General features: G+C 61.0%; 21 protein-coding genes. 7 read left to right on the top strand and 14 right to left on the bottom strand.

What is annotated here, in order from left to right; translation table 11 throughout:
• Window position 1: 1 nt before the first annotated feature.
• The gene (locus tag ACR0EF_RS06225; RefSeq protein ID WP_244952411.1) at window positions 2-733 is read left to right on the top strand and encodes an SDR family oxidoreductase; all 732 of its coding nucleotides are present in this window, start codon (window positions 2-4) and stop codon (window positions 731-733) included.
• Between the two features lie 23 nt (window positions 734-756).
• On the opposite strand, the gene ACR0EF_RS06220 is transcribed toward ACR0EF_RS06225, so the two are convergent.
• Window positions 757-1,845, bottom strand: a complete 1,089-nt coding sequence (locus ACR0EF_RS06220; RefSeq protein ID WP_170373332.1) for a hypothetical protein — start codon at window positions 1,843-1,845, stop codon at window positions 757-759.
• Window positions 1,846-2,220: 375 nt separating this feature from the next.
• On the opposite strand from ACR0EF_RS06220, the gene ACR0EF_RS06215 reads away from it, so the two are divergent.
• The 3 genes from ACR0EF_RS06215 to ACR0EF_RS06205 all read left to right on the top strand — a co-directional run bounded on the left by ACR0EF_RS06215 (window position 2,221) and on the right by ACR0EF_RS06205 (window position 6,338).
• Window positions 2,221-3,189 (top strand): TAXI family TRAP transporter solute-binding subunit, encoded by a 969-nt coding sequence (locus tag ACR0EF_RS06215; RefSeq protein WP_170338481.1) that lies wholly within the window; start codon window positions 2,221-2,223, stop codon window positions 3,187-3,189.
• A gap of 111 nt (window positions 3,190-3,300) precedes the next feature.
• Window positions 3,301-5,910, top strand: a complete 2,610-nt coding sequence (locus tag ACR0EF_RS06210) for a TRAP transporter permease (RefSeq protein ID WP_170370510.1) — start codon at window positions 3,301-3,303, stop codon at window positions 5,908-5,910.
• Window positions 5,907-6,338, top strand: a complete 432-nt coding sequence (locus tag ACR0EF_RS06205; RefSeq protein WP_170339026.1) for a universal stress protein — start codon at window positions 5,907-5,909, stop codon at window positions 6,336-6,338. Before ACR0EF_RS06210 ends, ACR0EF_RS06205 begins: the two co-directional genes overlap by 4 nt.
• Window positions 6,339-6,344: 6 nt before the next feature.
• On the opposite strand, the gene ACR0EF_RS06200 is transcribed toward ACR0EF_RS06205, so the two are convergent.
• Genes ACR0EF_RS06200 through ACR0EF_RS06190 form a run of 3 tightly spaced genes read right to left on the bottom strand, consistent with a single transcriptional unit; the run spans window position 6,345 to window position 10,427 of the window.
• Window positions 6,345-7,379, bottom strand: a complete 1,035-nt coding sequence (locus ACR0EF_RS06200; protein WP_170370509.1) for a lipocalin-like domain-containing protein — start codon at window positions 7,377-7,379, stop codon at window positions 6,345-6,347.
• Window positions 7,369-9,783: an ABC transporter permease gene (locus ACR0EF_RS06195; protein WP_170373333.1), complete on the bottom strand. Its 2,415-nt coding sequence runs from the start codon at window positions 9,781-9,783 to the stop codon at window positions 7,369-7,371. Before ACR0EF_RS06195 ends, ACR0EF_RS06200 begins: the two co-directional genes overlap by 11 nt.
• A complete protein-coding gene (locus ACR0EF_RS06190; protein WP_170338488.1) occupies window positions 9,780-10,427 on the bottom strand; it encodes an ABC transporter ATP-binding protein in 648 nt (215 codons plus the stop codon). The genes ACR0EF_RS06195 and ACR0EF_RS06190 overlap by 4 nt, the downstream gene beginning before the upstream one ends.
• Window positions 10,428-10,598: 171 nt before the next feature.
• On the opposite strand from ACR0EF_RS06190, the gene ACR0EF_RS06185 reads away from it, so the two are divergent.
• Window positions 10,599-11,033, top strand: a complete 435-nt coding sequence (locus tag ACR0EF_RS06185) for an ion channel (protein WP_170373334.1) — start codon at window positions 10,599-10,601, stop codon at window positions 11,031-11,033.
• On the opposite strand, the gene cls is transcribed toward ACR0EF_RS06185, so the two are convergent.
• The 10 genes from cls to ACR0EF_RS06135 all read right to left on the bottom strand — a co-directional run bounded on the left by cls (window position 11,030) and on the right by ACR0EF_RS06135 (window position 22,723).
• Window positions 11,030-12,442 (bottom strand): cardiolipin synthase, encoded by a 1,413-nt coding sequence (gene cls, locus ACR0EF_RS06180; protein WP_170373335.1) that lies wholly within the window; start codon window positions 12,440-12,442, stop codon window positions 11,030-11,032. The genes ACR0EF_RS06185 and cls overlap by 4 nt on opposite strands.
• A 23-nt stretch (window positions 12,443-12,465) precedes the next feature.
• The gene (locus ACR0EF_RS06175; protein ID WP_170373336.1) at window positions 12,466-13,440 is read right to left on the bottom strand and encodes an HAD family hydrolase; all 975 of its coding nucleotides are present in this window, start codon (window positions 13,438-13,440) and stop codon (window positions 12,466-12,468) included.
• A gap of 75 nt (window positions 13,441-13,515) precedes the next feature.
• Window positions 13,516-15,126: an arylsulfatase gene (locus ACR0EF_RS06170; protein ID WP_170370506.1), complete on the bottom strand. Its 1,611-nt coding sequence runs from the start codon at window positions 15,124-15,126 to the stop codon at window positions 13,516-13,518.
• 258 nt (window positions 15,127-15,384) lie between these two features.
• The gene (locus ACR0EF_RS06165; protein ID WP_170370505.1) at window positions 15,385-16,611 is read right to left on the bottom strand and encodes a BatD family protein; all 1,227 of its coding nucleotides are present in this window, start codon (window positions 16,609-16,611) and stop codon (window positions 15,385-15,387) included.
• Window positions 16,608-18,110: a vWA domain-containing protein gene (locus ACR0EF_RS06160; RefSeq protein ID WP_170373337.1), complete on the bottom strand. Its 1,503-nt coding sequence runs from the start codon at window positions 18,108-18,110 to the stop codon at window positions 16,608-16,610. The genes ACR0EF_RS06165 and ACR0EF_RS06160 overlap by 4 nt, the downstream gene beginning before the upstream one ends.
• Entirely contained in the window at window positions 18,107-19,090 is a 984-nt protein-coding gene (locus ACR0EF_RS06155; protein WP_170373338.1) for a vWA domain-containing protein, read from the bottom strand. The genes ACR0EF_RS06160 and ACR0EF_RS06155 overlap by 4 nt, the downstream gene beginning before the upstream one ends.
• Window positions 19,090-19,563, bottom strand: a complete 474-nt coding sequence (locus ACR0EF_RS06150) for a DUF4381 domain-containing protein (protein WP_170373339.1) — start codon at window positions 19,561-19,563, stop codon at window positions 19,090-19,092. Before ACR0EF_RS06150 ends, ACR0EF_RS06155 begins: the two co-directional genes overlap by 1 nt.
• Complete coding sequence (locus ACR0EF_RS06145; protein WP_170373340.1) at window positions 19,560-20,507, bottom strand: DUF58 domain-containing protein; 948 nt, start codon at window positions 20,505-20,507, stop codon at window positions 19,560-19,562. The genes ACR0EF_RS06150 and ACR0EF_RS06145 overlap by 4 nt, the downstream gene beginning before the upstream one ends.
• 20 nt (window positions 20,508-20,527) lie before the next feature.
• Complete coding sequence (locus tag ACR0EF_RS06140; RefSeq protein WP_170373341.1) at window positions 20,528-21,505, bottom strand: AAA family ATPase; 978 nt, start codon at window positions 21,503-21,505, stop codon at window positions 20,528-20,530.
• A 141-nt stretch (window positions 21,506-21,646) separates the two neighbouring features.
• On the bottom strand, window positions 21,647-22,723 hold the full coding sequence (locus tag ACR0EF_RS06135) for an AI-2E family transporter (protein ID WP_170373342.1): 1,077 nt from the start codon (window positions 22,721-22,723) through the stop codon (window positions 21,647-21,649).
• Window positions 22,724-22,894: 171 nt separating this feature from the next.
• On the opposite strand from ACR0EF_RS06135, the gene ACR0EF_RS06130 reads away from it, so the two are divergent.
• Both ACR0EF_RS06130 and ACR0EF_RS06125 read left to right on the top strand, forming a co-directional pair.
• On the top strand, window positions 22,895-23,761 hold the full coding sequence (locus ACR0EF_RS06130) for a YihY/virulence factor BrkB family protein (protein ID WP_170338509.1): 867 nt from the start codon (window positions 22,895-22,897) through the stop codon (window positions 23,759-23,761).
• A complete protein-coding gene (locus ACR0EF_RS06125; RefSeq protein WP_170373343.1) occupies window positions 23,758-25,680 on the top strand; it encodes a multiheme c-type cytochrome in 1,923 nt (640 codons plus the stop codon). Before ACR0EF_RS06130 ends, ACR0EF_RS06125 begins: the two co-directional genes overlap by 4 nt.
• The last annotated feature ends 95 nt before the right edge of the window (window positions 25,681-25,775 follow it).

The raw sequence follows: 25,775 nt of genomic DNA, 5'->3' as shown, positions 1-25,775 counted from the left end.
AATGGAACACGTTCTCGTTCTTGGTGCCCGGTCGGATATCGGCAAGGCCATCGCTCATGAGTTTGCCGAGCGGGGGCACCCGGTCCAGCTGGCTGCCCGGAATGCTGAGACGCTCGAGGCCGACAAGGCCGATATCGAACTGCGCTATGGTGTCGGGGCAACGTTGCACGAGTTCGACGTTCTGGAAACCGGCAGCTTCGATGGGTTCATCGATGCGTTGCCTGATTTGCCGGGGATCGTCGTGTGCGTTGTCGGGTACATGGGCGAGCAGACCGAGAATGAAGGGGACGCTGCCGCGGCTTCTCTGGTGATGCGCAGCAACTTCGAAGGGCCGGCTCAGATCCTCGGAGCGTTTGCCAACCGGTTTGAAGAGCGCGGATCGGGTACGATTGTGGGTGTCAGTTCCGTGGCCGGTGATCGGGGCCGGGCGACCAACTATGTTTACGGATCGGCCAAGGCCGGCCTGACTGCTTTTCTGTCCGGCTTGCGCAACCGGCTCGCCAAGAAAGGCGTGCATGTCGTGACGGTTCTTCCGGGATTCGTCGACACACAAATGACCGAAGGAATGGACTTGCCCGAGCGTCTGACGGCGCAGCCGTCCGAAGTTGCCGCCGCAACGGCCCGGGCGGTCGAGCGCGGTCGGAACGTGATCTACGTTAAGCCGATTTGGCAATTGATCATGGCGATCATCCGAAACATCCCCGAGCCGGTGTTCAAGAAGCTCAGCATCTGACCTCGCGTTGCCGGGTGAACCGGTCACCCGTTGCCGTCTCTGGGCGTAGTCGCGCGCTGGCTGTCGCTGGCTGCGAGGGCCTGAATGCAGCCCACGACAAAAAACGGCATGAAATACGTGACCAGACGACCGATATTGAACTGTACGTTCAACATGGCGATGAGCGAGAAAAACGCCAGCAGCGCCAAAACGTCCGTCCGGCGCAGGACCTGATTTGCAGCTTGACCGGTCACGGCAATCCACCAGCAGGCGGTCAGGACCAACACCGGCCAGACGTTCAGATACAGTCCTTTGACACTTGTGCTGCCTTTCAGCGTGGACAGCGCGCTGGTGATGAATTGCCCAATCTCTCTCTGATTGTCGTTCACGCCCGGAAACGGAAATGCGGTAATGACAACCAGAAATCCAACGAACAGGCAGAACAGGGCGGCCGTGACCCTGGCCTCGTCGCTGCGCAAGGACATCATTACCAATGCGCGCAGACCAAAGATCAGCAGCGTCACGATGATGATCTTTTCATTGATGAACGCGCCAAGAAACACGGTAAGAAGAAACCACTTCCATTTCTTCTCGGCAGCCAACAGAAGGGCCACCGTCAATGGAAAGACCGAGATGCCGTCATTGCCTTCCAGCGCCAGAAACTGCCCCAGAAACAGAACTGATGCGGCGCCGATAAATGCCCATTGCGCAGTGGTTCCCACACGCCGCAGCAAGTAGGCGTAAACCAGAAGCGCCGTCAGGACCAGGTAGAAGACGTTGGCGGCACACATAGCCGCCAGTGCCTTGGCGTCAGCAACGCTGTCAGGAAGAAAGACTTCTCCCGACCCGGTAGACAGTGACACGAACGGCAGATTGTAGAACGGCAGCGCAAGTATGACCGAGCCTATGCGGTAAACATGCGGCGAAGGGGGAACGCGACCACGCTCTTCATCCAGAAGATACAGCAGGTAGTGGGAATAGTCGTCGAAAGAGACGGCGCCGAAGTAAACGACGCGATACGTGTCGAAAAACATCTCTCCGGCGGCGACCGTAAAGACCAGCGCCAGAAACAAATGCCAGCGGAACTCGCTGATTGATGACGAATTGCTTTGCAATGAAGAATAACCAATCACGCTGTGAACTCACACGAACAGGAAAAAAACAAATAACCGATTGTCAGAAAACAAGAAATCTTCGAACTCAGCGACCTGAGAGATCATACTTGACGCGCCGCGGACCGGTCAACACGGTGCGACACCCATAGTTGCGGGGTCAAGCCGGGGAAATTTTCGGGTTCTACGTCATATGTGCGTCCCGGCGCCGGGGTCGGGCGCTTAACGCTTGACAACAGCGGTACGGGCAACAAACCATCGTGACTGTTGGGAGAATTCGGGAAAATTTGAGCTCATCCGTTGCCTGCTCATGCGGATTGTCATAATGGCTCGTCCCCCGGACAAGGGGCCTTTGGCCTGTCTTCCGTCCACAATAAGAATCTTGGGAGTTCCTAAATGATCAAGAAAAGCAAGCTCAGCCTCGGCGCGGTCGTGACCGCTGCCCTCATGGCTCCGGCGGCTTATGCCGAAGAATTCATCACCATCGGCACCGGCGGTGTGACCGGCGTGTACTATCCCACCGGTGGCGCGATCTGCCGTCTGGTGAACAAGGGCCGCAAAGAACATGGCGTGCGTTGCTCGGTCGAATCGACGGGTGGATCGGTCTACAACATCAACACCATTCGCGAAGGCGAGCTGGAATTCGGTGTGGCCCAGTCCGACTGGCAGTACCATGCCTACAACGGCACCTCGAAATTCGAGGAAAACGGCCCGTTCGAAGAGCTGCGCGCCGTATTCTCTGTTCACCCCGAGCCGTTTACCGTGGTGGCCCGTGCCGATTCCGGCATCAAGAACTTCGAAGACCTGAAGGGCAAGCGCGTCAACATCGGCAACCCCGGTTCGGGTCAGCGCGGCACCATGGAAGTTCTGATGGAAGCCCTGGGTTGGACCACGGATGACTTCGAACTGGCAACCGAGCTGAAGGCCGCCGAACAGTCTGCCGCGCTGTGTGACAACCAGATCGATGCGATGGTCTACACCGTCGGCCACCCGTCCGGTTCGATCCAGGAAGCCACCACTGCGTGCGACTCGGTTCTGGTGAACGTCAGCGGCGAAGCCGTTGACAAGCTGGTTGCCGACAACTCGTTCTACCGTACGGCCACCATCCCCGGCGGCATGTATCGCGGTTCGGACGCTGACACCCAGACCTTCGGTGTGGGCGCGACCTTCGTGACTTCGGCAAACGTGTCTGACGATGCGGTGTACGCGGTTGTCAGCTCGGTCTTCGAAAACTTCGACGACTTCAAAAAGCTGCACCCGGCCTTCGCCAACCTCAAGCCTGAGGAAATGATCAAGGACGGTCTGTCGGCCCCGCTGCATCCGGGCGCCGAGAAGTACTACAAGGAAAAAGGCTGGATCCAGTAATCCACCTTCAAGTCCAGAAACGAGGCGCTGTTCGCGCCTCGTTTTCACCGGTGAGAGGCCGGTAATGCCAAAACTGCGCCGGAAACCGGCCGTTGGACGGGGAGACATTTGATGAGCGCTGATCAACAGGGCAATCGTCCGTTATCCGAAGAAGAACTGCAGGAACTGGTCGCGTCCTCTGATGCGGGGGCGCGGGACCCGGCTGGCAATGTCGGCTTGTTCCTGGCCATCGTGGCCGCGATCTGGTCGATCTTTCAAGTCGTTCTGGCGTCACCGATTGCCAACTACGTGCTGCCCGGCAGCGTTGTGAACAACGCGCGTCAGTTTCATTTGGCCTTCGCGATGTTCCTGGCCTTCGCGGCTTATCCAGCGCTTAAATCCAGTCCGCGAAACTACATTCCGATCCAGGATTGGATCATGGGTGTTCTGGGGGCCGGTGTCGCCCTTTACGGTTATTTCTTCTACGACAAGATCGTCAATGCGGGCGGTCTGGCGGATGATGTCGATAAATGGATCGCCCTCGGTGGCTTGATCCTGTTGTTCGAAGCCGCGCGACGCGCGCTTGGCCCCGCCATGGCGATCATCGCGACGATCTTTCTGGCCTATGTGTTCTTCGGCTCGTCCGAGTGGGTGCCCGAGGTGATCCGGTGGAAAGGCGCCAGCCTGAAAAAGGCGATGAGCCACATGTGGATCACGTCCGAGGGCGTGTTCGGTATCGCCTTGGGTGTTTCGACGAAATTCGTGTTCCTCTTCGTTCTGTTCGGCGCTTTGCTGGATAAGGCCGGGGCAGGGAATTACTTCATCAAGATGGCCTTCGGCGCGCTGGGTCACCTGCGCGGCGGTCCGGCCAAGGCCGCCGTGGTCGGTTCGGCCGCGACCGGCCTGATTTCGGGCTCGTCCATCGCCAACGTCGTCACCACCGGCACCTTCACCATCCCGCTGATGAAGCGCGTTGGCTTTACCAGCGAGCAGGCAGGCTCGGTCGAGGTTGCCAGCTCGGTGAACGGCCAGATCATGCCGCCCGTGATGGGCGCCGCCGCCTTCCTGATGGTGGAATATGTGGGCATCTCATATGTCGAGGTCATCACCCACGCCTTCCTGCCGGCGGCGATTTCCTACATCGCGCTGGTCTACATCGTGCATCTCGAGGCCGTGAAGCGGAACATGCCCACCCTGGGCGACCGCGACGTGCATCTGGCGCGCACGGTCGTGGGAATGCTGATGTTCTTCCTAGTGTTTGCGGGGCTCTGCTATGGTTCGCAGTTCCCGGTGGATGCTGTAACAAGCTGGGCGCCGTCCAGCGCTGGTCTGATCCTAAGCCTGGCGGTGTGCGTCATCTATGTTGCTCTGCTGTACCTGGCCGCTCAGGTTCCGGACCTTGAGCCCGATGACCCGAACGCGACCGAAGTTAAGCTGCCGGTGATCTCCGAGATCTACAAGGCCGGCCTGCATTACCTGCTGCCGATCATCGTTCTGGTCTACTTCCTGATGATCGAACAGAAGTCGCCGGGTCTGTCGGCCTTCTGGGCAACCGCGCTGCTGTTCGTGATCCTGCTGACGCAGAAACCGCTCAAGGCGATTTTCCGGGGTCAAAGCGATCTGGCAAACTCCTTTGTCGATGGGGTTGCCGATCTGTGGCAGGGCCTGATCGACGGCGCGCGCAACATGATCGGCATTGCGCTGGCCACGGCCACGGCCGGCGTTATCGTCGGTACCGTGACCCTGACCGGTGTGGGGCAGGTGATGGCCGATCTGGTCGAGTTCCTGTCCGGCGGCAATCTGATCCTGATGCTGGTGATGGTCGGGCTGCTCAGCCTGATCCTGGGCATGGGTCTGCCGACCACGGCAAACTATATCGTCGTCAGCTCGCTGATGGCGGGCGTTGTGGTCGAACTGGGCGCGCAAAGCGGCCTGATCGTGCCGCTGATCGCGGTGCACCTGTTCGTGTTCTACTTCGGCATCATGGCCGACGTGACGCCTCCTGTGGGTCTGGCCAGCTTTGCTGCGGCCGCCGTATCGGGCGGTGACGCGATCAAGACCGGCTTCACTGCGTTCTTCTACAGCCTGCGTACCGTGGCGCTGCCTTTCGTGTTCATTTTCAACACCGACCTGCTGTTGATCGATGTCACCTGGGTTGAGGGGATCATAGTGGCCATATTCGCCACGATTGCGATCCTCGTGTTCACGGCCGGAACGATGGGATACTTCCTGACCCACAGCCGCATCTACGAAAGCATTGCGCTGATCGCGATCGCCTTCGCGCTGTTCCGGCCGGACTATTTCATGGATCGCATCTCGCCCTCGCACCTCGAGGTCGAGCCGGCCGGATTCGTGCAGGCCATTGGTGAGGCTGAACCCGGCACCGACGTGCGGGTGGTGGTCAGTGGTCCGGATTTCGACACCGGCAACATGACCGAGACCACGGTCGTCGTCACGGTGGGGTCCGAACCTGATGGTGCGGCGCGTGTTGATGCCATGGGCTTTTTGTTGATCGAGGAAGATGGCCTGGTGAAGATGGACGAACCTATGTTCGGCTCGCCCATCGCCGATGACCTGGCCAATTTCGACTATTACGCGGACGAGCCGGTGCGTATCGCATCCGCCGATCTGCCGGTCAGCCAGCCGCCAAAACAGTTGATCTATATCCCGGCCATGCTGCTGCTGGGGTTGATCGCCTTCCTGCAACGCGGCCGTGCCGCCAGACAAGAGGTGCCCGCATGACAAAATCCGTCCTGTGCGCCGTTGATATCAGCAACGGCAATATCGATGCTCCTGTCCTGAAAATTGCCGCGAAACTGGCCGATCTCGACGGGGCGCAGCTGGACGTGGTGACCGTACTGCCGGATTTCGGTGAAAGCTGGGTGTCCGGTTTTTTCCGGCCCGACTTCCACGACAAGGCGCAGCACGAAGCGCATGACAAGCTGGTTGAGCTGTGTGTCGATGCAGTCGGGTCGGAGCGCAATGCCAAGATCCGCCATGTCGTTGCAACCGGCACGGCCTATCAGGAGATCCTGAAGACCGCCGAAAGTGCCGGCAGCGATCTGATCGTGATCGGTGCGCACAAGCCGGATTTCAAGGACTACCTGCTGGGACCGAACGCGGCGCGAGTGGTGCGCCACTCGAACGTTTCGGTCTACGTGGTCCGCTAAGTCCCGCTAGTACCCGGTCATCTCAAGGTAGCCGCGCCCCTTGTGGCTGCCTGACACGGTGACCGGTCCCTCCCAATACTGAAAGCCCGTCCCCATCCAGGCTTGGGTATTCTGAGCTTGGACGCGAATGTCCAGATCCTCGCCCGGGATGGTCACGCGCCAATCCGTCGGAACATCGCGCTCCGCCACCCGGCTGGTTTCCAGTGGTGTGAATATAACCGACCCGTCCGGCAGGCTGCGGCTGGAACCGTCCGCGTTGATCCAGGTGGCTGAGGTATAGTCCCCACGTCCGCCGCGCAGGCGAAACGCCATCAACTTGTCGCCGTCCTCGAAACTGAGTGAGAACCAGTCCCACCCGGACTGATCGGCGGACAGAGGCTGGGAAGACCACTCTCGGTCCAGCCATCCGTTCCCGGTGACCGCTACATCGCCGTCGGGCAGATGCAGCGTGCCCTGGACGGCGTAGCCCGGCTGCGAATAATAGTAGCTGGCCTGCCCATCAGCGGATTTTACGGAAAAGCCATTCTCACCATGAAAAACCAGCGGCCCCGAGGCAGACAGGTTCAGGTCGTACCCGAAATCGGCTCCGTTTGCAGTCAGGGTCAGGGTCTGGAGCGTTGGTCCTGCCATGCGCCATTCGTCGATCCATGCTTCGAACGGGTCGGCCGTGACACCGGCCTGACCAATTCCACCACGAGACAGGCGCTCGGCAAAAAAGTGGCGTTCCGGAGTTGTCAGCGCGGCATGGCCCATCCAGATCTGTGGGCTTTGCCAGCCGGCGGTTTCAAATGGCTTCAAGGCAGAGCGAAACAGAGTCCACTGTATGCCGTAGTCCCGACCGTCCTCCCCGGTCAGGTTGGCCGTCAGGTACCACCATTCGATCCGATAGGACGGATGCGGGCCGTGGTCGGCGGGGAATTCGAACTGGTACTCTGGTTGTGGTACGTCAAACCCGTCGGCTGAACCGCCCAAACCGGCAAACCCCTGCGCCATTGCCGCAAGGGGCCAGAACAGCGCACACACGAGTAGTTTAGCGTTCATTGGCAAAGACCCTCAGCAGATCGGCCGGCGGCATCCGCCGAAGCCGCCAGGCAGGCAGCGCCGCGGCAAGGGCGGCGGCCACAAGTGTCCACAGCATGAGCTGCACCCATGACGACGGGAAAAGGTGCATGGGTAGCCGCCATCCAAACGCCTCGACATTGATGACGGCCAGCAGAATCCAAGCCAGTGCCAGACCCAGCGGCAAGGCGAGGCAGGCGGTAAGGAAAGCCAGAACCATGCTCCGCGCCAGTTCCAGTTTCGACAGATGCGACAGCGTCAGCCCCATTGCCCAGACCGGAGCGATCTGAGGCAGCCGCTGGGTCCAGAGCGTAAGCAAGCTGGTCAGAATGGCAAAGCCGGCCACGCCAAGCGTCAGGATGTTCAGAGCGGATGTCACGACAAATGTCTTTTCGAAGATCGCCATGGACTGCGCCTTCAGCGCGGCCTGCCGGATGATCGCGCCGGGGTCCAGATCAAACCTGTTCTGCAGATCCGCCGCCAGCTCATCTACGCGCTCCGCAGCGATGCGAATACCAAACCGTCGGTTTTCGGCATTTGGTGCGATCCTGCCGAACAGGTCCATTGAGACAATCGCTTGCCCGGTCGGATTGCCGTAGTCGGAATAGACGCCAGCGATTGCCAGAGTGTGATCGGCGTTGAGCGCAATCGAATCCCCGGGCCACAGATCAGCACGGCGGGCCAGTTGTTCGTTGATCAGGATGGCGCCGTCGGCCAGAACCTTGGTCCATACGTCCGGGACAGCGGCGACAAGGGGCCAGTTGTCCCGGTAGGTCGCGTGATCGACCACTCCGTACAGAAACAGCGGGCCTGTTGGATGATCCAGCTCCACATTCCGTATCGGTAGGACTGCGTCAACGCGCGGGGTCAGCCATGTCTCGATCTCGAGACCTTGATCCGAGTCCTTTGCCGTGATGTACAGCTCGGCCATCAGGCGCTGGTCCAGCCAACCGACGAAGGTAAGCCGGAAGCTGGACACCATGGTTCCGACACCGATATTGGCGGCCAGGGCCAGCAGCAGAGCCATCAGTGCAAGCGACAGGCCCGGCAGCTGGGCCTGCATGTCGGCCAGCACCCACTGCCGAACCGGGTCACGGGCGCGCCCCGCGCACAGGTGCAATATGCTGGACAGAACCAGAGGCAGCAAAAGGGCGCTGCCGGTCAGAATGCCTGCCATCAGAGCGAAACCAGCGACCAATCCGCCAAAGAGCAGAAAGATCACGACCCCGCCAAGAGCGAGCCCAACACCCGCCAGTCCGGTCACGACGGCTCGTGTGCTGCGTCCACGCCATGCCTGCAGGCCTGGGCCGGACAATATCGGCATTCGGCTCAGACGCCACAGGGCGTATCCGCTGGCCGCCAGGGTCCCTGCGATGGACATACCCAGTCCGGCCAGCACCCAGCCGCCCCTCAGTTGCAACTGGCCATCCACCGGAGCCCCATAGAGCCCGCGCAGGGTTGCGGCGACATCGGGCAACAACGCCCCGGCCAGGAAAAAACCCAGCAGAAGGCCCATGGATCCACCGATCAAAGCCAGACCTACAAGTTCGGCCAGAATGACGCGGGAAAGCGTCCCCATCGGGACACCCATCGCACGCAGACTGCGCACCATTCCGCGGCGCTGCGCAAAGGCCAGCCCAACCGTTCCATGTACAATGAACAGCCCGACGGCGAAGGACAGCAGGCCGAACGCGGAAAGGTTCAGGTGGAAGCTGTCGGTCAGGCGGGCAGTGTCGACGCTGTTTCCGGGGGGCTGGCGGTTCAGCTCTGGCGCAACCTGGGACAGGGGCGCAACTCCGCGAGGCTGATCGGGCAGGATGGCAAGTCGCGAAATCTCACCCGGTTTGTTCAGCAACGTCTCAGCTACGCCGATATCGGTCAGAACCACATTGGGGGGAAGCGCAGTGCTGGCGATCGCCGGTGGAAGATCGGGCCGATCCTCCAGCATCGGCACCAAGTCTGGTGGCGCCAGCAGTCGGCCGGGCGCGGTCAGCATGGCCGCCGGGTCGGGTGGGGCTTCTTCCTGTTCCAGTTGCGTTACCGCCGGAAGCGGGGGGTAGGCGACAAGGTCCACGCCGGTCAAAAGAACCGAGCGGTCCCCAACCCTGTACCGACCTTCCAGAACGGCCGCGACCTGCCATCCGGCGCGACGCAGATTTACGTATGTTTCCAATGGAATGTGGCCGGACGGATGCCGCAGCATCTCCATCTGCCCAAGCGCCAATTGTTGGTTGGCACGCGCATAGCTGGCCCGGGCTTCGGCGTTGATGGCCTGGACCGCCGACCAAAGGCCTGTCGCAAGCGCGATTCCGATCAGCAGCGTGGCCAGTTGGATACGGTGCCAACGCCAATGCGACCAGAGGGCCTGGATCACGGTGCGAGTCATGCGATCCGACCGTTTGCCAGATGCGCCGTTCGATCAAGCCGAGCCGCGATAACGGGCGAATGCGTGACCAGCAGCAGGGCCGCCCCTGTATCCGCAACCAAGGACAGCATAAGGTCCAGAACCGCCGCGCTTGCAGTCTCGTCCAGGTTTCCCGTCGGCTCGTCCGCCAGCAGCAGCTTGGGTCGGACGGCAAGGGCCCGGCCAATCGCGACCCGCTGTTGCTGGCCGCCCGACAGATGTTCGGGATAGCGTTGTGTCAAATCGGCGAGACCGAGCGTCGCGGTCAGATGCGCGAGCCACTCGGGGTCAACTCGATTTGCAAGCCGGGCATGAAATGACAGGTTCTGCGCAACCGTCAGTGACGGGATCAGATTGAATTGCTGGAACACCAGGGACACATCTTCGCGCCGTAGCAATGCGCGGCCGCGATCGTCCAGTCGCGACAACGCCGTGCCATCCAGAACGATCTCACCGCTGTCAAAACTGTCCAGCGCGCCGGCAAGGTTCAGCAACGTGCTTTTGCCGCTGCCACTTTCGCCGGTGATGGCAAGCGTCTGACCGCGTTCCAGCGACAACGATACGTCGTTCAGGACAGGCCGCCCGCGCGGGTAGGTTTTGTGGATATTCTGTATTTCCAACAACATGATCAGTCTCACCTGGTGCGCTCTACAATGTGCGGCGCGCCGATCCGCTGTCCAGCCTTCAAAAAGTTTCGGTTCTTTTCGTCGCACGACCGCCCGCTGTCCGGCCTTGTGCCTTGAGAGCAGAGCCGCCATTGTGCAGTTTCAGTTTCCGGGCCGATGCAGGGTATTACCATGACATTGTCGCAGCAGATCCTTTGGGGCAGCTTCTATCTCGGGCTGTGTTTCCTGATCGAGATCGGGCTGCTCACATGGTGCACCATCCTGGTGCGCAAGGTGATCGACAGATGGGAAGGGCAGGGAACCTTTCTGCCCACGGCGGGCCCGATCGCCTTGGCGCTGGCCGTCATCGTGGCGACGCATACGATCCAGGTGTGGATCTGGGCGATCGTCTGGGTGATGGGAGATGTCCTGCCGGACTGGAACTCGGCCCTTTATTTTTCGCTCGTGACCTTCACGACGCTGGGCTATGGCGACATTGTATTGGGAGAGGGGCTGCGGATATTCGGGGCCTTTGCCTCGGTCACCGGATTGTTGGCCTTTGGTCTTTCCACAGCATTCATGGTCGCGCTGATGACGCGCGTGTTCCAGGAACGGTTCCTGACCTAGAGGATCGGCGAGAACAACCGCGCCAAAGGCGCGCCATAGCGGATATGCGGCGGTTGCTGGGCTAGGCTTCTGGTCATTTCGTAGCTGGCTTCGAAATCGGTCTTCAGCATGTTCTCGGTGGCAGCGGCTGCCCGGCTGTCGAAAAACAGCGCCATCGCTTCAAAATTCAGACGGAACGAGCGGTTGTCCAGGTTGGTGGTGCCAACTGCGGCCAACGTGTCGTCCACCAGAATGACCTTTTGGTGCATGAATCCATCGGTATAGCGGAATACGCGCACGCCGGAATCCCGGATTTCATCGAAATAGGCAAAGGCCGCCAACCAGGGCAGGCGGTGGTCAATCATGTCCGGCACCAGAATGCGGACGTCGACGCCGCGCAGCGCGGCATGTTCCAGTGCTGTCATCACGTCGATATCCGGCACGAAATAAGGTGATGCGATCCACAACCGCTCCTGTGCCGCAGCGATGGTGGAAAAGAACATCAACGACCCAGTTTCAGTCGCGTCGCCCGGTCCGGTGGCGACCAGCAGCGCGTTCATGTCCTGATCGGATTCCGACCCCGCCCAGTCCAGAACGTCAATCAGGTCTTCTCCGCGGGCCCAGTGCCAGTCCTCGGTGAAAATCAGCTGCAACTGACGAACGATATGGCCGGTCATCTTGATGTGGGTGTCCCGCCAGCGGCCAAAATACGGATCCTGCCCCAGGTATTCGACGCCCACATTGTGCCCGCCGATGAACCCGGTTTCGCCGTCGATGATCACGGTCTTGCGGTGGTTGCGGTAATTCAGCTGAAACCGGAACTTCGGCCCGCGCTGGTCGCGTGGATCAGCGACATCCACACCGGCCGAGCGCAGCTCCTCCAGGTATGAGGACGGCAGGCCATAGCTGCCCACCGCGTCAGTCATGAACCGGACGCTGACCCCGCGTTTGGCCGCATCGATCAGCCTGTCCTGCAGTTCCAGCCCCAGCGCGTCATCGCGCACGATGTAGAACTGAATGAGGACATAGTTTTTGGCCGCATCGATCGCACGGAAGATGGATTGAAACGTCGCCTCTCCGTCGATCAACAGTTCGGCCCCGTTGCCGCGGGACAGGGGCAGGTGAGCCAGCGCCTCAAACGGGCGCGGATTGACGGTTAGCGTCGCTGGATCGGGTTTCGAGTGATCGGCAAAGCTGCGGATCCCTTCGACCACGCGCTCACTTTCCTTGCGGGCGATCCGATACCCTTTGAACCGGTGATGTCCCAGAAACAGGTATAGCGGCACCGCCAGAAACGGTGCCGAAAGCAGAAACACCACCCATCCCACGGCACCCTGCGGGGTGCGCGCCGTCTGGGCGGCTCGTACTGCGAAAAACACCGCGACACAGTAGATGGCAAAGACGGACAGCGAGGCGATGAATGTCCACATGTGTGTGCCGACCTTTCCGCGCTTTAGTTCGAGCCGGTGAAAACCCGGGACCAGTCCTTGGCCATATCCACAATAACCCAGCCCATTTCAGGGCCTTTGTCCAGCCCGTCGACCAGCCGACCGATGTGGCTGTCGCGATCATAGGCCCATTCCCGTTCGGCATCTGTGTGGTGGATCAGAACGCCCATCCGCGGCCCGTCGCCAGCGGTAGTCCATTCCAGCATGGCAAAATCACCGTCCGAGTTGCCGACCGCCAGGATTGGGCGTTTCCCGATCGTACGCTCGATGTTGATCGGCTTGCCCTCCTTGTCGTCGATGAACGCCAGCGCGGGCGCCTTCATGATCGTGGGCGTGCCGTCGACAAGGTCGTAGGTGCTGTCCGCATAGGTCCCCAAGATCTGGTTGGGCGGTATCCCATAGGCGTCCTCGGCGAAAACGCGCATGAAATGCAGGCCTCCGCCCGACACTATGTAGGTCGTGAACCCCTCGTCGCGTAGATACCGAAGCAGTTCGACCATGGGCTGATACGTCATCTGGTCATAGGCCAGCCCCGTATCGGGATGGCGTTCCGTCTGAAGCCATTCGGCGACGGAAGCCTGGAACGCATCGACGCTGAGCCCCGAATGCGTGGCGCTGACGACTTCGATCAAGGCATCTTCACCGCCCTTCAGCACGGTTTCGGTGTCGCCCTTGGCCGCGGCCTCCAAGGTCGGCGTGGTCAGGACCGAGGGATCGTCCTGCGCCATCTCGGCCAACTCATCCATGGCGTAGATGAACTGGAAATAGACCGGCTGCTCGGCCCAGAGCGTTCCGTCATTGTCAAAAACCGCCACCCTGTCTGCGGGGGTGACATAGCCGTCCGAGTTCGGCGTCGTCACCGTATCGACAAAGGCGATGATCCGTTCCTTGGCCGGACTGTCGGTCCAACTGGGCAGAGGGTCCGCCGCAAGGCCCGCAGGCAACGCGAAAACGGCGGCTGAGAAGATCAGGCGGAACATGAAATATCCTTTCGCATCAAAGAAATGAGGGTCGCCGATCAAGCCGGCGACCCTCGAGAGTAGAGCCGACTTTTATCAGTTGTTGGTCGGCGTCAGCATCTTTTCCATCACCTGATCCAGGCTGAAGCTCGCCGCCTTCTGGCGCGGCGGGAACTCCTGGAAGGTTGCGAGGAAATTCGCCACGTATTGCTGCGCGGGCACCAGGAAATACACGCGGTCGATCATCCAGTCGTAGTAGGTGTTGGACGTGCGATATCCGCGTTCATAGGGATCGCGGCGCAGGTTCACGATGATCGGAACGCGCAGTTCGGTCCATGGCTCCATCCAGGCGCGCAGGGTGGCCCAAGCCTTCTGCTCTAGGAAGATCAGCTTCCAGTCTCCGAAGCGCAGCGCCGTCATGTCGCCGTCATCCGAAAAATAGAAGATCTCCTTGCGCGGGCTTTCTGTGGTTTCACCCGTCAAGAGTGGCAGGATGTTGTAGCCGTCCAGATGCACCTTGTAGTCGCGACCCATCCCCGAGGACGAATAGCCTGCCTTCAGCTTGTCCTTGATCTCGGGGTCTCCGGCCGCCGCCAGATAGGTCGGGAGCCAGTCCATGTGATGCACGATCTCGTTGGTGACCGATCCGGGTTCGATCTTGCCGGGCCAACGCACCATCGAGGGCACGCGCCAGCCGCCTTCCCAGTTGGTGTTCTTTTCGCCCCAGAACGGCGTGGACGCAGCATCGGGCCACGTATTGTAGTGCGGTCCGTTGTCTGTCGAGTAATGGACGATCGTGTTGTCGGCGATGCCCAGCTCGTCCAGCAGATCGAGCAGCTGGCCCACATGCATGTCATGTTCGATCATGCCGGCCGAGTATTCGTCCATCACACGTCCGGTCATGTCATTGGCCTGCTGGCGCATCTCGTCTTTGACATGAGTGCGGAAGTGCATGCGCGTTCCGTTCCACCAGACATAGAAGGGCTGGCCTTGCTCGTGGGCCCGCTTGATGAAGTCGATCGCCGCAGCCACCGTTTCCTCATCTACGGTTTCCATCCGCTTCTTGGTCAGCGGTCCGGTATCTTCGATGGTTCCGTCGGCCTTGGACTTAATGACGCCACGGGGACCAAACGCTTCGCGGAAAGTCCGGCCATCGGGCAGAACGGTGTCACCCGGATAGTCTTCGTTCTCGGGCTCCTCTTCCGCGTTCAGGTGGTAGAGATTTCCGAAAAATTCGTCAAATCCGTGGTTTGTCGGAAGATGTTCATCTTTGTCTCCCAGGTGGTTCTTGCCGAATTGACCGGTGGCATAGCCGTGGTCCTTCAACAACCCAGCAATGGTCGGATCTTCGACCTGCATACCAAGATCGGCACCTGGCAGGCCGACTTTCGACAGCCCTGTGCGGAACACTGACTGACCCATGATGTAAGACGACCGCCCTGCGGTACAGGACTGCTCACCATAATAGTCGGTGAAGATCATACCTTCATTCGCGACCCGGTCGATATTGGGCGTACGGTATCCCATCATGCCTTTGGTATAGGCCGAGATGTTCGACTGACCGATGTCGTCGCCCCAGATGACCAGAATGTTGGGTTTCTGATCTTGCGCCCAGGCCGGCGCGGCCAGCGCGACAGAAACCGTAGCAACTGCCAATCGTCGCAGTCCTCTGCGCCATAGATGCGTAAAATTTCCCTGTGATGACATCTTTTTCTCCTTATGTGGTCAGGCAAAAACGGCCTTGCAGGAAAGTCAAAAAGGGGAAAATGCGTCCCCCGATCCGTCAATCATTCAACACGCCCTTCGCAGGTCAGGCGGTTCGGCAAAAAGGGGGAATCAAGACAAGCCCCTCTAGGCAATTGATAACTATCACAAAGACCAATCTAAAAATACTTATGTTTGAAGATAGCGCCTTGGGATTTGGCTCAGATTGTCTTGACGTAAGGTCAGCAATTGGCAACCGCGTCAGGGATTGAGCTGAGGCAAGGCGGATTGAGAGTGGCGCAAGGGGCGGACGATACGATCAAGGCAATCGCGGACCTTGCTCCAGTTTTCCGCTTGCTGATCGCCGCCGCCATATCTGGACGCGCCGATTTCGGCCAGAGAAGCCTCGAATTCAGCAGTGTCTGGCGGGTCGGCCAGTCGCCGTTTCCAGACTTCCAACGTTTGATAAACACGGGCCAAGTCTTGTTGGCGCACAGCCTGCTTGAGTTCCGAAAAGGCATGCGCTGCCGAGGCCTGCCTGCGTTGCCTGGCCGCTGCCCAGCGTGCCATAAGAACCGGATGTAGCTTGCGAAAAACAAACCATAATATCACGACCCCAATGAAGAAATAGCCGACCAGCTGCAGAACGGTTTCCCGGTCCGGAGGCTGCCAAGGCGGCGGCGCAAGAACGAGGTCGACGGAATCGGCGCGCGCAGTTTCAACCTTGTTGGTCTTGAGGTTGAACCAATCGATCTCGACAGCCGGCAATTGGGTCTGTCCGCCGTCCTGGGCCACATAGGTCACGCGGTCGGTGCGCTGGCCGGACAGAACGCCCCGGTCTTCGGTTTCCGACAGTCGGGGCTCATTGGGATAGGCTCGCAACAACGGGTCCTCAATCCCGGGTAACAAAGGCGGGATCATGATCGGGGTCGTTCCAGTGATCTTTGCCGTCAGGGTGCGGGTCAGTGCGTCTCCGGTTTGAAGGCTGGTATCGCCCTCAATCTCCTGCGACAGTTCGAAGCCGTCAGCGATTATCAGGGGATCCAATCCTCGGGCTGCGTCAGGAATCCCGACTGTCAGGCGAACGGCAGGCAGGGGAACCGAGACCTGAACGGGATCGTTGGTTTCGGGATCGGCAAATGTCACCTGCACCTCGGCCGCCGCAAATTCATACGTACCGGGGGCCAACGGATACAGCCGATAGCTGCGCTGAACCCCGGACCATGTTTGGCCTTCGACGCTCTCGCTGACCGGCCCCGAAGCGCGATCGGGCAGGCGTACCAGAAGGTTTTCCTGTTCAAGCGATGGAAAGACCGGCGGATTTGGCATGTAGGTCGGCACCAGCACCTTCAGGCGAACGATGGCGGGCTGGCCGACGATTGTCGGATCCGGCGGCACTTCGATCGTGACGCGGGGCTGGATGTCTGGTGCTTGCGCCGAAGCCTGGGCGGGCCACAGAAGCAGCATCAAGAGCGCGAAGTACCTCATTGGGAACGCTCCTGATTTTCAAGAACAAACCGGCTGCGCAGGAAGTCCTGCATGTCGGTGTCGATGGCGCTGATCCACTGGTCGGCCGACAAGGGCGCGGCGTCCCCGGTCTCGGCCTGTTGCGTGGTGTCCGCGCCCAAACCGGCTTCGTTGTCGAACACCACGTCATCCGCCCCGATGCCCGCCTCCTCGCCGGTATCGGATTGCTCGCGGGTGGATTCGACCTCGGCCAGAATGGCCTGGGCGACGGCCAGGTTGTACGCGGCCTCCGGCCAATCCGGGCGGCGCTCCAGCGCGGTTTCAAAGGCTGCGATGGCCGGACGATACTCTCGATTTCGGATGCGGGCCATGCCTTCGGCAAACGCTGCTTCGGGCGTGGAAAGCTGGGCAAAGGTCTCGGAGGCTTCGGCATATTGCCCGGCTTTCAACTGGGCATAACCACTGTGATACGGATCGTTAAACAGCGTGCTGGCGGCGGCGTAGTCCTTGCGATTCATGGCGATCTGGCCCTGCTGGTCCGGGGTCAGGAACCAGTCCTGCCAACCGTCTGCGCGCGCGCCGGTCGGTGGCAGAAACAGCAATGCCACAAACCCCCAGCGAATGACCCAGCCACGTCGGAACCACAGCAGCGCGATCAAGGCGACGGGCCAGGCCAGCATCCAGGCGCGGTCCTGCCAGTCGACGCGGTCATCCTCGCCCAGGGCCGCGGAAAAACTGCGGGTGATCCCGCGGTTCAGCCGGGTGATGTCGCGGTCGTCGCCCGAGAAGGGAACGATCGTGGCGCTGCGCAGGCCGTCCAGTTGCGGGATCTGGTGGCCATTCGGAAGCATTGTCAGAAAAAACAACGGGGTATCAGATTGTCCCAACGCGGAAACCTGTTGCGGACCGATATCGTCAATTACGAAGAGAACCGCACCTGTGCCCATCTGATCGCCCAGAATGTCCTGCGCCAGCGTCAGCGCGTCACCGGCGGCATCGCCCGCGACCGGCATGACTGCCGGGATCAACCCTTCGAGCAAGGGGCGCAGGATGTTGGCGTCTTCGGTCAGCGGCGCGACCCGGTGCGCCGTTCCGGCATAGGCGATCAGGGCGGTGGGCGCACCTGCGCGGGTGTTGATCAGATCGGTGATCTTCAACTTGGCACGGTCCAGCCGTGACGGCGCCAGGTCTGCCTCCTCCATGCTGTCGGTGACCTTGAGCGCGATCACCAGCGGCGCGGTGTCCGCGATCAGAGGGTTCGGCGCCCGTGACCATGTCGGCCCTGCCACGGCAAGGGTCAGAAGGCTAGCGGCGAGCGCGGCGAGGTCCAGCGGACCGACCCGCCGTTGATCTTCGGCCCCCAGACGCAGTGCCTGCGCCAGGTGGGGCGCGATGCCCGCAGGCAGGTCCGAGCTGCCCGATCTGCGCGGCCGGGTCAGCCACCAGACAGCGGCAATAGGCAGCAACAGCAACAGCCAGTAGGGGCGCAGGAAATGAAACTGGGCCAGAGCGTCAATCATGCCGCGCGCCTCCGACCATGTGAAAGGCGAAAGCCCAGAGTGCTGGCGAGGATGAGGAGCAGCGCCGCCGCCAGCGGATAATGCGCAAGGCTGACCCTCGGGCGGTAGCTTTGGGTTTCCACCACGCGGGGGTTCTGGGCGTCGATCTGCCGGTAGACCTCTGTCAGGGCGGCCTGGTCGTCGGCAAAGAAATACTGGCCTTGGGTTTTGTTGGCGATGTCCTTCAGCGCGTCCAGATCGACCCGGTCTTCGCCCGTGGCATCCGGGTCGCCGACGCCGATCGTGTAGATCACGACGCCCTTGTCCGCCGCAATCGACGCGGCATTGACCGGCGTCATGCGGCTTGAGGTGTCGGCACCGTCCGACAGCACGATCATCAGACGTTGGTCAACCTCGCTCGACTCGAAGGTCCGGATGCCCAGCCCGATCGCATCGCCCAGCGCCGTGTTCGGACCCGCCATGCCGACGGCAGTCTGGTCCAGAAAGCCGTTGAGGCTTTGCAAATCCTCGGTGAAAGGGGCCTGAACGAAAGCGCGGGTGCCGAAGATGATCAGCGCCATCCGGTCGCCGTCGCGCGCGGCGATGAAGGCGCGCAGAACGTCCTTGACGGCCTCCAGCCGCTGCTTGGGCGTGCCATCTGCGGCCTTGAAATCGCGCTGGTCCATCGAACCCGAGATGTCAACGGCCAGCACTACGTCGCGGGCGGATTTTTCGATGACAATCGGGTCGCCCAACCGTTCGGGCCGGGCCATTGCCAGAACCAGAAGCACCCAGATCAGGATCGCCAGACCGGTTTGCATCCGCGTCCGTCTCAGGGTTACCGAGCCGGATTGCGGCTCGGCCCCGGCCGCCTGTGCAACGTGGCGAAAGAACGGGATGCGAATGGCATCGACCCGTTGCCGGTGTGGCGGAGCAAAGAAATAGACCAGTGCCGGAACCGGCAGCAGAAGAAACACCCAAGGCGCGGCGAAACTTAACATCAGACCGCCCCCTTGGACCGATGCGACTTGATCCAGTGCCGCGCCAGTTCGGTGGCATCCGGATCGGTGACCCCCTTGCGGTAGGGAGCGGCCGCCAGATTGCCGAGGGCAGAGGCGGAAAACCCTGACAGATCAGCGGTTTGGCCCAGAAAATTCGTCCAGTCGTCACCGGTCAAACTGGCCACCTGAGACCGGTGAAAGGCGGCAAGGGCGGCACGGCGCACGATCTGGGCGGCTTTGGCCGGGTCATTCTGGCATCGGTCCAATTCCTTCAGGGCATACCGCCGATAGGCATTTGCCTGCCGGTGCCGCCAGATCGTCACGAGGATCAGACCAAGTACGAGCAGCAGCGCGACCGCCAGAGCAACCCAGCCCCAGGTCTGTGGCACCATGGAAATCGGTGCCGGCTCGGGCGCCGGTTTCAGCATGTCCAGCAGCTCGACCAGCGATTTGCCTTCGGTGTCCGGGGTCATGACCGCCCCCCTTGGTGGCCGAACAGCCTCAGGATTTGGGCCAGTGCGGGCTCGGCCGTGGTCAACGGGACGATCGGAAACCCGTATCGGCGCGACCAGGATTGCAGCTGCGTCAGCCTCTGCTCCATCGCTTGGGTCACGCGGTCCGACATTTGGCGGTCTGACGCATCCAGTTCGATCTGCTGGTCGCCGTCCGAGACCGTCAGCCGCAGCTCGGGCGGCATGTGGCGCGAGATCGGGTCGGAAATGTCGAACAGGATCAGGTCATTGGAATGGGCCAGGTGGCGCAGCAGCCGTTCGGACCCGTCGGTCAGGCCGTCAAAATCCGAGAATACACAGACCAAGGCATTGGTATGTGCGACGCGCGCAGCCTGTTGCAGCACTTGGTTCAGCGAGACCGTGGTTTGCGGGCGCAACCCAGCATGCAAGCTGCAATTGAGCGCGCCGAGCGAGGACAGAAACCGCCGCAAGGCCGCCGGGCGGCGTTGTGGTCGATGTTCGGCCAGGTCGGTATCGCCGAACACGATACCGCCGACGCGGTCGCCCTGTGCCAAGACCCGATGGGCGGCGATGGCCGCGGCCTCGGCCGCCACCACCGATTTCATGTAAACTTGGGTACCGAAGAACATCGAAACCCGCTGATCCACCAGCAGCAGCGCCGGGCGGTCACGCTCTTCGGTATAGACGCGCACATGCGGCTCGCCCGTTCGGGCCGTCACTTTCCAGTCGATCGTGCGGATGTCGTCGCCGGGCAGATAGGTGCGCAGTTCCTCGAAATTCAGGCCGCGCCCGCGCAGGCGCGAGGCATGGCGGCCGTTCAGCACCGAACGGGCAGGCTGTCGCGGCAAAAGGCTGAGTGCGCCGGTGCGCCCGCCGAGGCTCAGCAGGTGGCGGGCATCAACATGGATGCGTGGGTCGCGGGATGTCGCTGCGGTCGGGGACACGCGGCTCTCCTTTGTTGCGATCAGGGCAGGGCGACGAGCTTTAGGATCTCGTCGATCACGTCATCGGCGGTCTTGGCGTCCCCCTGCGCTTCGAAACTCAGCGTGATGCGGTGGCGGAACACGTCATGGGCAATGGCACGGATGTCCGCCGGGTCCACATAGTCGCGCCCATTCATCCAGGCATGGGCCCGGCCGCACTTGTCCAGCGCCAGCGACGCCCGCGGGCTGGCGCCGATCTCGATCCACGCAGCGAGGTCATCGCTGAGCGCGGACGGCGTCCGGGTGGCTTGAACCAGATCGGCCATGTACCGATCCATAGCATCCGAGACATGGATCTTCCCGATCTCCTGCCGGGCGGCAAAAACGGCATCTTGCGGGATCGGTGAGGGTTTCTCGGCGGTGGTCCCGGAATTGGCGGCGGTGTCTTCGCCGCGGACCAGACGGATCACCAGCACCTCGTCCTCGACGGGGGGGTAGGTGATCTGAACATGCATCAGAAACCGGTCCATCTGCGCCTCGGGCAGCGGATAGGTCCCTTCCTGCTCGATGGGGTTCTGAGTGGCCATCACGATGAACAGCGGCTCCATCTTATGGGTGGTGCCGGATACGGTGACCTGCCGCTCCTCCATCGCCTCAAGTAGCGCAGCCTGAACCTTGGCCGGCGCGCGGTTGATCTCGTCCGCCAGGACGATGTTGGCGAAGATCGGGCCGGGCTCGAACCGAAAGGTGCCGCCCGCTTCGGTCTGGGTATAGACCTCGGTCCCGGTCACGTCGGACGGCAGCAGGTCGGGCGTGAACTGGATGCGGCTGAACTCGGCATCAAGATTGCGCGCCATCGCCTTGACGGCACGGGTTTTGGCCAGGCCCGGCAAACCTTCGATCAGCAGGTTCCCGTTGGCCAGCAGCCCGATCAGAAGGCGGTCGATGACCTGAGTCTGTCCAATGATCGATTGGGCCATCCGGGCTTTGAGATCGTTGATTTGGTCAAGCGGTGTCATGGCGGTCCAATCATCAGAAACGGTCAATCATGCGTTTGCGCCGGACCCGCTGGATCTTTTCGGTCAATCCATTGCAATATTTGAAAGTTAGCAGCGCACTCGGGACCGATCCACCCCCGATTTCAGGGTGTTCAACCCTGATCAGGGCCGTGCCGACTTGACGTCGTCGGCCAAACGTCCATCCAGCGACATCAGGACGGCGATCGGGCGCAGGGCCGGAATGTGACTGAAGATGATCAGAATGCACACGGTCAACGGAACGCTGAGAAACGCGCCGATCAGGCCCCAGACCGTGGTCCAGAAGGTCAGTGCGAGGATGACCAGAAATGTCGACATGTTCAGCGAACGGCCCAGCAGGGCCGGGTCAAGGAAGTTGCCGATCAGGAACTGGATCGTGCCGCACCCGAAGACGATGATCAGGAACGGGCCGATCGTCTCGAACTGAACAAGGGCGATCATCGCGGGAAAGATCACCGCGATGATCGACCCGATTGATGGGATGAAGTTCAGAGCAAACGTCAGAACAGCCCAGGTTTCCGCGTATTCCAGGCCCAACACGCGAAAAACCGAATAGCTGATTCCAGCGGTAACGAGGCTGATGAAGGTCTTGACTCCGACATAGCGCTGCAAGCTGAAGGTAATCGCATCCAGAACCGAAGAAAGCTCGGCTCCGGTGACGGGGTTGCCGGCTGCAATCCGCAGCTTTTTGCGGAAGGCCAGCCGTTCGGCCATAAGGAAGGCCACATAAAGGCTGATCAGGAAGAACTGGTTCAGCATCGAGGTGGCGCTGCCCAGCAAAATCCGCGCGACCGAGGTTATGTCGATGCTGATCAGGTTGTCCCGGACAAAAGAGGTGACATCATTCCCGACCAGACCGGTGACGCGGTTGATCACGCCGTCGAACTGGCTTTCATAGGTACCCGCTGTTCGCGCGAACTGCGTGGCTTGACTGCCGAGGATGTAGGTGATCATGAACAGGCCCGCCAGAACCACCGTGACGGCGGCCAGGTTGGCCAGCCAGACCGGAGCACGGGTCAGCGCGATCACCCGATCACTGAGTGCGATGATCAGCACGTTGATCAGCAAGGCCATGGTCAGTGGAACCAGAAAGCTGGCGCCTGCGTAAAGACCCAGAACCACAAGCGTCAGCACGATGGTGACGTCGCGGACGACACTCAACCTCAGCGGTGTGCGGGTGGGGGGCTCTGATGGCGTCATGTGGGGCCTCGGCTATACCGGTGCAAGCCGGCAGCGATTGGAGTTTTGTGGGGCAATCCTGCACAGGCGGCGGGCTTTATGCAATCGGGCCAGACAGTTATTCGGAAGAATCTCGTGCAATTGGCACATTGGCCGGTTCTTCCAACGCGGATTGCAGGCTAGAGTTTCCCAATGACACGTCTTTCGATTCCCGTTTTTGGCCGGTTTGGCCGGGCGCTGTGGCTGGCGGTCCAACGCTTTGGCGACAAAAACGGTTTCGTCATGAGCAGCCATGTGGCGATGTCGCTGATGCTGGCGCTGTTTCCGTTTGTTCTGTTCACCGTCGCTTTGGCCGGATCGTTGTCGCAGGGGTATGTGACGGACGAACTGATCGAGTTGATTTTCGGTGCGTGGCCACAGGACGTGGCCCAGCCCATCGTGGCAGAACTGCGCGCGGTTCTGGACGGGTCGGGTTCGGGTGTGATCACGCTGGGCGGTCTGCTGGCCGTCTACTTTGCCTCGAACGGAGTGGCGGCGGTACGTGCCGCCATGAACCAGGCTTATCATGACAATGACAGCTGGCCATTCTGGAAGACGCGCCTGCTGTGCCTCGGGTTGGTCATTTTGGGCGGAACCGCGATCCTGCTGATCGCGGCGGTTGAACTGGTGCTGCCGGTCTACACACGTCTGGTGTCCGAGAATACTGCCGTGGACGTGGGCGAATGGCTGTCGGTTGACCGTTTGCGGTGGACCTTCACGGTGGCGGTGCCGGCGGGAACGGTTCTGCTGGCCCATTTGATCCTGCCGACCAAGCGTCACCGCATCATGCAAATCCTGCCCGGCGTGGCGCTGACCCTTCTGTTGTGGGCGGCCGGAGGGTGGGGGTTCTCGGTCTATATCGCGCAGTTCGCGACGTACAGCGCCACCTATGCTGGCCTGGCCGGGGCCATGGCCGCGTTGATTTTCATGTATCTGTGCGCCGCCATTCTTATTTTCGGCGCAGAGTTCAACGGCGCGCTGATGGACATCGACAACCAGGGCGAGGTCGGACCTTCATGAGAAATTGGCACCGCATCGCCTGGATCATTGTGTTTTCCGGATGCGCCCTCTTGCAAAACAGCGGTTGGGCGTGGGCGCAGGACTATGTCGGCTCGGACGCTTGTCGTGATTGTCATGACGAACAGGTGCAAGCCTGGGCGGGATCCCACCACGCCTTGGCCTGGACAGAGCCCACGCCAGACACCGTTGTGGCCGATTTTGATGAAACGACCTTTTCTCATGACGGCATGTCCGTCACGTTTCGGCAGGAGGGGTCGGACTATCTTGCCGACGTGACCGAGAAGGACGGCCAAAGCCGGCAATACAGGGTTCATTCCGTCGCGGGGATTGAGCCGTTGCAGCAATATCTGTTTGAAACCGAGCCCGGCCGATTGCAGAGCTTTGATGTGGTCTGGGACACGCAGGCCGAGCGCTGGTACCACCTGTATCCCGATCAGGACTTGCCGCCAGACGATGGGTTGCACTGGACCGGCCCCTACAAGAATTGGAACGGCCGCTGCGCGGAGTGCCACGCGACAGGGTTCGAAAAGAACTTTCAGCCGCAGACCCAGTCCTTTGCTTCCGACCAGGTCGAGATCGGCGTGGGCTGTGAGGCCTGCCACGGCCCCGGCTCGGCCCATCTGGATTGGACAAAAGGTCAGCCCGCGCCTGCCGGGCTGAACGAGTTTGGCTTTCCTGCCATCTGGGGTACGGGCGACACCGAGGTCGAGATTCAGCAATGCGCCGGCTGTCATTCCCGCCGCGAAGCGATGGAGGACGGAAACCCGCTGCCTGGCACGCCATTCCACGATGCCTACAATCTGGCGCTTCTGCGTCCGGGTCTGTACCAGCCCGACGGCCAGATACTGGACGAGGTCTATGTCTATGGATCGTTTCTGCAGTCCAAAATGTATGCGCAAGGCGTCGGCTGCCTGAACTGCCATGAGGCGCACAGTGCAATCTTGAAAGCCGAGGGCAATGCGGTCTGTACGCAGTGCCATTCCCCGGCTGGCAATCCCGATTTTCCGTCACTGCGAAAGGCGCAATACGACGATCCCCCACACCACCACCACCCGGAGGGAGGCGAGGGGGCGCAGTGCAAAAGCTGCCACATGATCGAACGCCTCTATATGGGCGTCGATGGCCGGCGCGATCACAGTTTTCGTGTGCCGCGCCCCGATCTGGGCTTGGGAGAGGATGCCTGCACTGATTGCCACACGGATCAGGATCAGCCCTGGGCCGCCGCCGCCATCAATGACTGGTTCCGGGACTCCGATCATCGTACGCCCCATTTCGGGACTGCATTCGCCCCCGCATTTGTCGGAGAGGTCGACGACCCGGCCGCGTTGCTGGCTGTTGCTCAGGACGGTGCGCAACCCGGCATCGTGCGGGCGACGGCCGCCTATCTGCTGCAACCCTTCGCGACCCCCGAAATGGCCGAGCAAACAGCAGCGATGTTGACGGACGAAGACCCATTGGTTCGCGCCAACGCGGCGGTGTTGCAGCGGGCAGCAGGGCTGGACGACAGGGTGGCCCGTTTGTCGCCGCTGTTGTCCGACCCAGTGCGAAGCGTACGCCTTGCCGCTGCCAAGGAGTTCCTGCCCATTCCCGCCGCGGCATTGACACCCCTGCAGCGAAACAACGCGCGTGAGAACATGGCGGATTGGCAGCGCTCTTTGTCCAACCGTCTGGATTTCCCGGAAACCCATCTGGTCCTTGGGGGGATGGCGCTGACGCTGAGAAACCCTGTCGCCGCCGAACAGGCCTTTCGTCAGGTGGTATCCATGGATCCCCAGCGCGAGGATGCTTGGCCAATGCTGATCCAGCTGGCCCAAATCAACCGCGGCACGGATGCAGCCCGACAGGTATTGGATGAGGGTCTTCGGACTCTGCCCGACAGCCCAGCGCTTCAGGATCTTGCGCGGCAACTGGGCCGGTAAACCGGCATCGAAGCGACGCAGTTGCGCCATTTTGCAGTCCCATTTACCGGCCAACATCCATGGTCAAGTCATTGACCAGTTCAGGATGTGGTAAT

The organism is Ruegeria sp. CG8 (assembly GCF_056537165.1).
This window is presented reverse-complemented; position numbering and strand designations above follow the sequence as displayed.

Excerpts from the sequence above, each read along its gene's own strand:
- ACR0EF_RS06135 (WP_170373342.1), bottom strand. The coding sequence starts at position 22,723 with ATGACGCCATCAGAGCCCCCCACCCGCACACCGCTGAGGTTGAGTGTC.
- ACR0EF_RS06165 (WP_170370505.1), bottom strand. The coding sequence starts at position 16,611 with ATGAGGTACTTCGCGCTCTTGATGCTGCTTCTGTGGCCCGCCCAGGCT.
- ACR0EF_RS06130 (WP_170338509.1), top strand. The coding sequence starts at position 22,895 with ATGACACGTCTTTCGATTCCCGTTTTTGGCCGGTTTGGCCGGGCGCTG.
- ACR0EF_RS06125 (WP_170373343.1), top strand. The coding sequence starts at position 23,758 with ATGAGAAATTGGCACCGCATCGCCTGGATCATTGTGTTTTCCGGATGC.
- ACR0EF_RS06225 (WP_244952411.1), top strand. The coding sequence starts at position 2 with ATGGAACACGTTCTCGTTCTTGGTGCCCGGTCGGATATCGGCAAGGCC.
- ACR0EF_RS06140 (WP_170373341.1), bottom strand. The coding sequence starts at position 21,505 with ATGACACCGCTTGACCAAATCAACGATCTCAAAGCCCGGATGGCCCAA.
- ACR0EF_RS06150 (WP_170373339.1), bottom strand. The coding sequence starts at position 19,563 with ATGACCCCGGACACCGAAGGCAAATCGCTGGTCGAGCTGCTGGACATG.
- ACR0EF_RS06160 (WP_170373337.1), bottom strand. The coding sequence starts at position 18,110 with ATGATTGACGCTCTGGCCCAGTTTCATTTCCTGCGCCCCTACTGGCTG.
- ACR0EF_RS06170 (WP_170370506.1), bottom strand. The coding sequence starts at position 15,126 with ATGTCATCACAGGGAAATTTTACGCATCTATGGCGCAGAGGACTGCGA.
- ACR0EF_RS06200 (WP_170370509.1), bottom strand. The coding sequence starts at position 7,379 with ATGAACGCTAAACTACTCGTGTGTGCGCTGTTCTGGCCCCTTGCGGCA.
- ACR0EF_RS06185 (WP_170373334.1), top strand. The coding sequence starts at position 10,599 with ATGACATTGTCGCAGCAGATCCTTTGGGGCAGCTTCTATCTCGGGCTG.
- ACR0EF_RS06215 (WP_170338481.1), top strand. The coding sequence starts at position 2,221 with ATGATCAAGAAAAGCAAGCTCAGCCTCGGCGCGGTCGTGACCGCTGCC.
- ACR0EF_RS06205 (WP_170339026.1), top strand. The coding sequence starts at position 5,907 with ATGACAAAATCCGTCCTGTGCGCCGTTGATATCAGCAACGGCAATATC.
- ACR0EF_RS06175 (WP_170373336.1), bottom strand. The coding sequence starts at position 13,440 with ATGTTCCGCCTGATCTTCTCAGCCGCCGTTTTCGCGTTGCCTGCGGGC.
- ACR0EF_RS06190 (WP_170338488.1), bottom strand. The coding sequence starts at position 10,427 with ATGTTGTTGGAAATACAGAATATCCACAAAACCTACCCGCGCGGGCGG.
- cls (WP_170373335.1), bottom strand. The coding sequence starts at position 12,442 with ATGTGGACATTCATCGCCTCGCTGTCCGTCTTTGCCATCTACTGTGTC.
- ACR0EF_RS06210 (WP_170370510.1), top strand. The coding sequence starts at position 3,301 with ATGAGCGCTGATCAACAGGGCAATCGTCCGTTATCCGAAGAAGAACTG.
- ACR0EF_RS06155 (WP_170373338.1), bottom strand. The coding sequence starts at position 19,090 with ATGTTAAGTTTCGCCGCGCCTTGGGTGTTTCTTCTGCTGCCGGTTCCG.
- ACR0EF_RS06195 (WP_170373333.1), bottom strand. The coding sequence starts at position 9,783 with ATGACTCGCACCGTGATCCAGGCCCTCTGGTCGCATTGGCGTTGGCAC.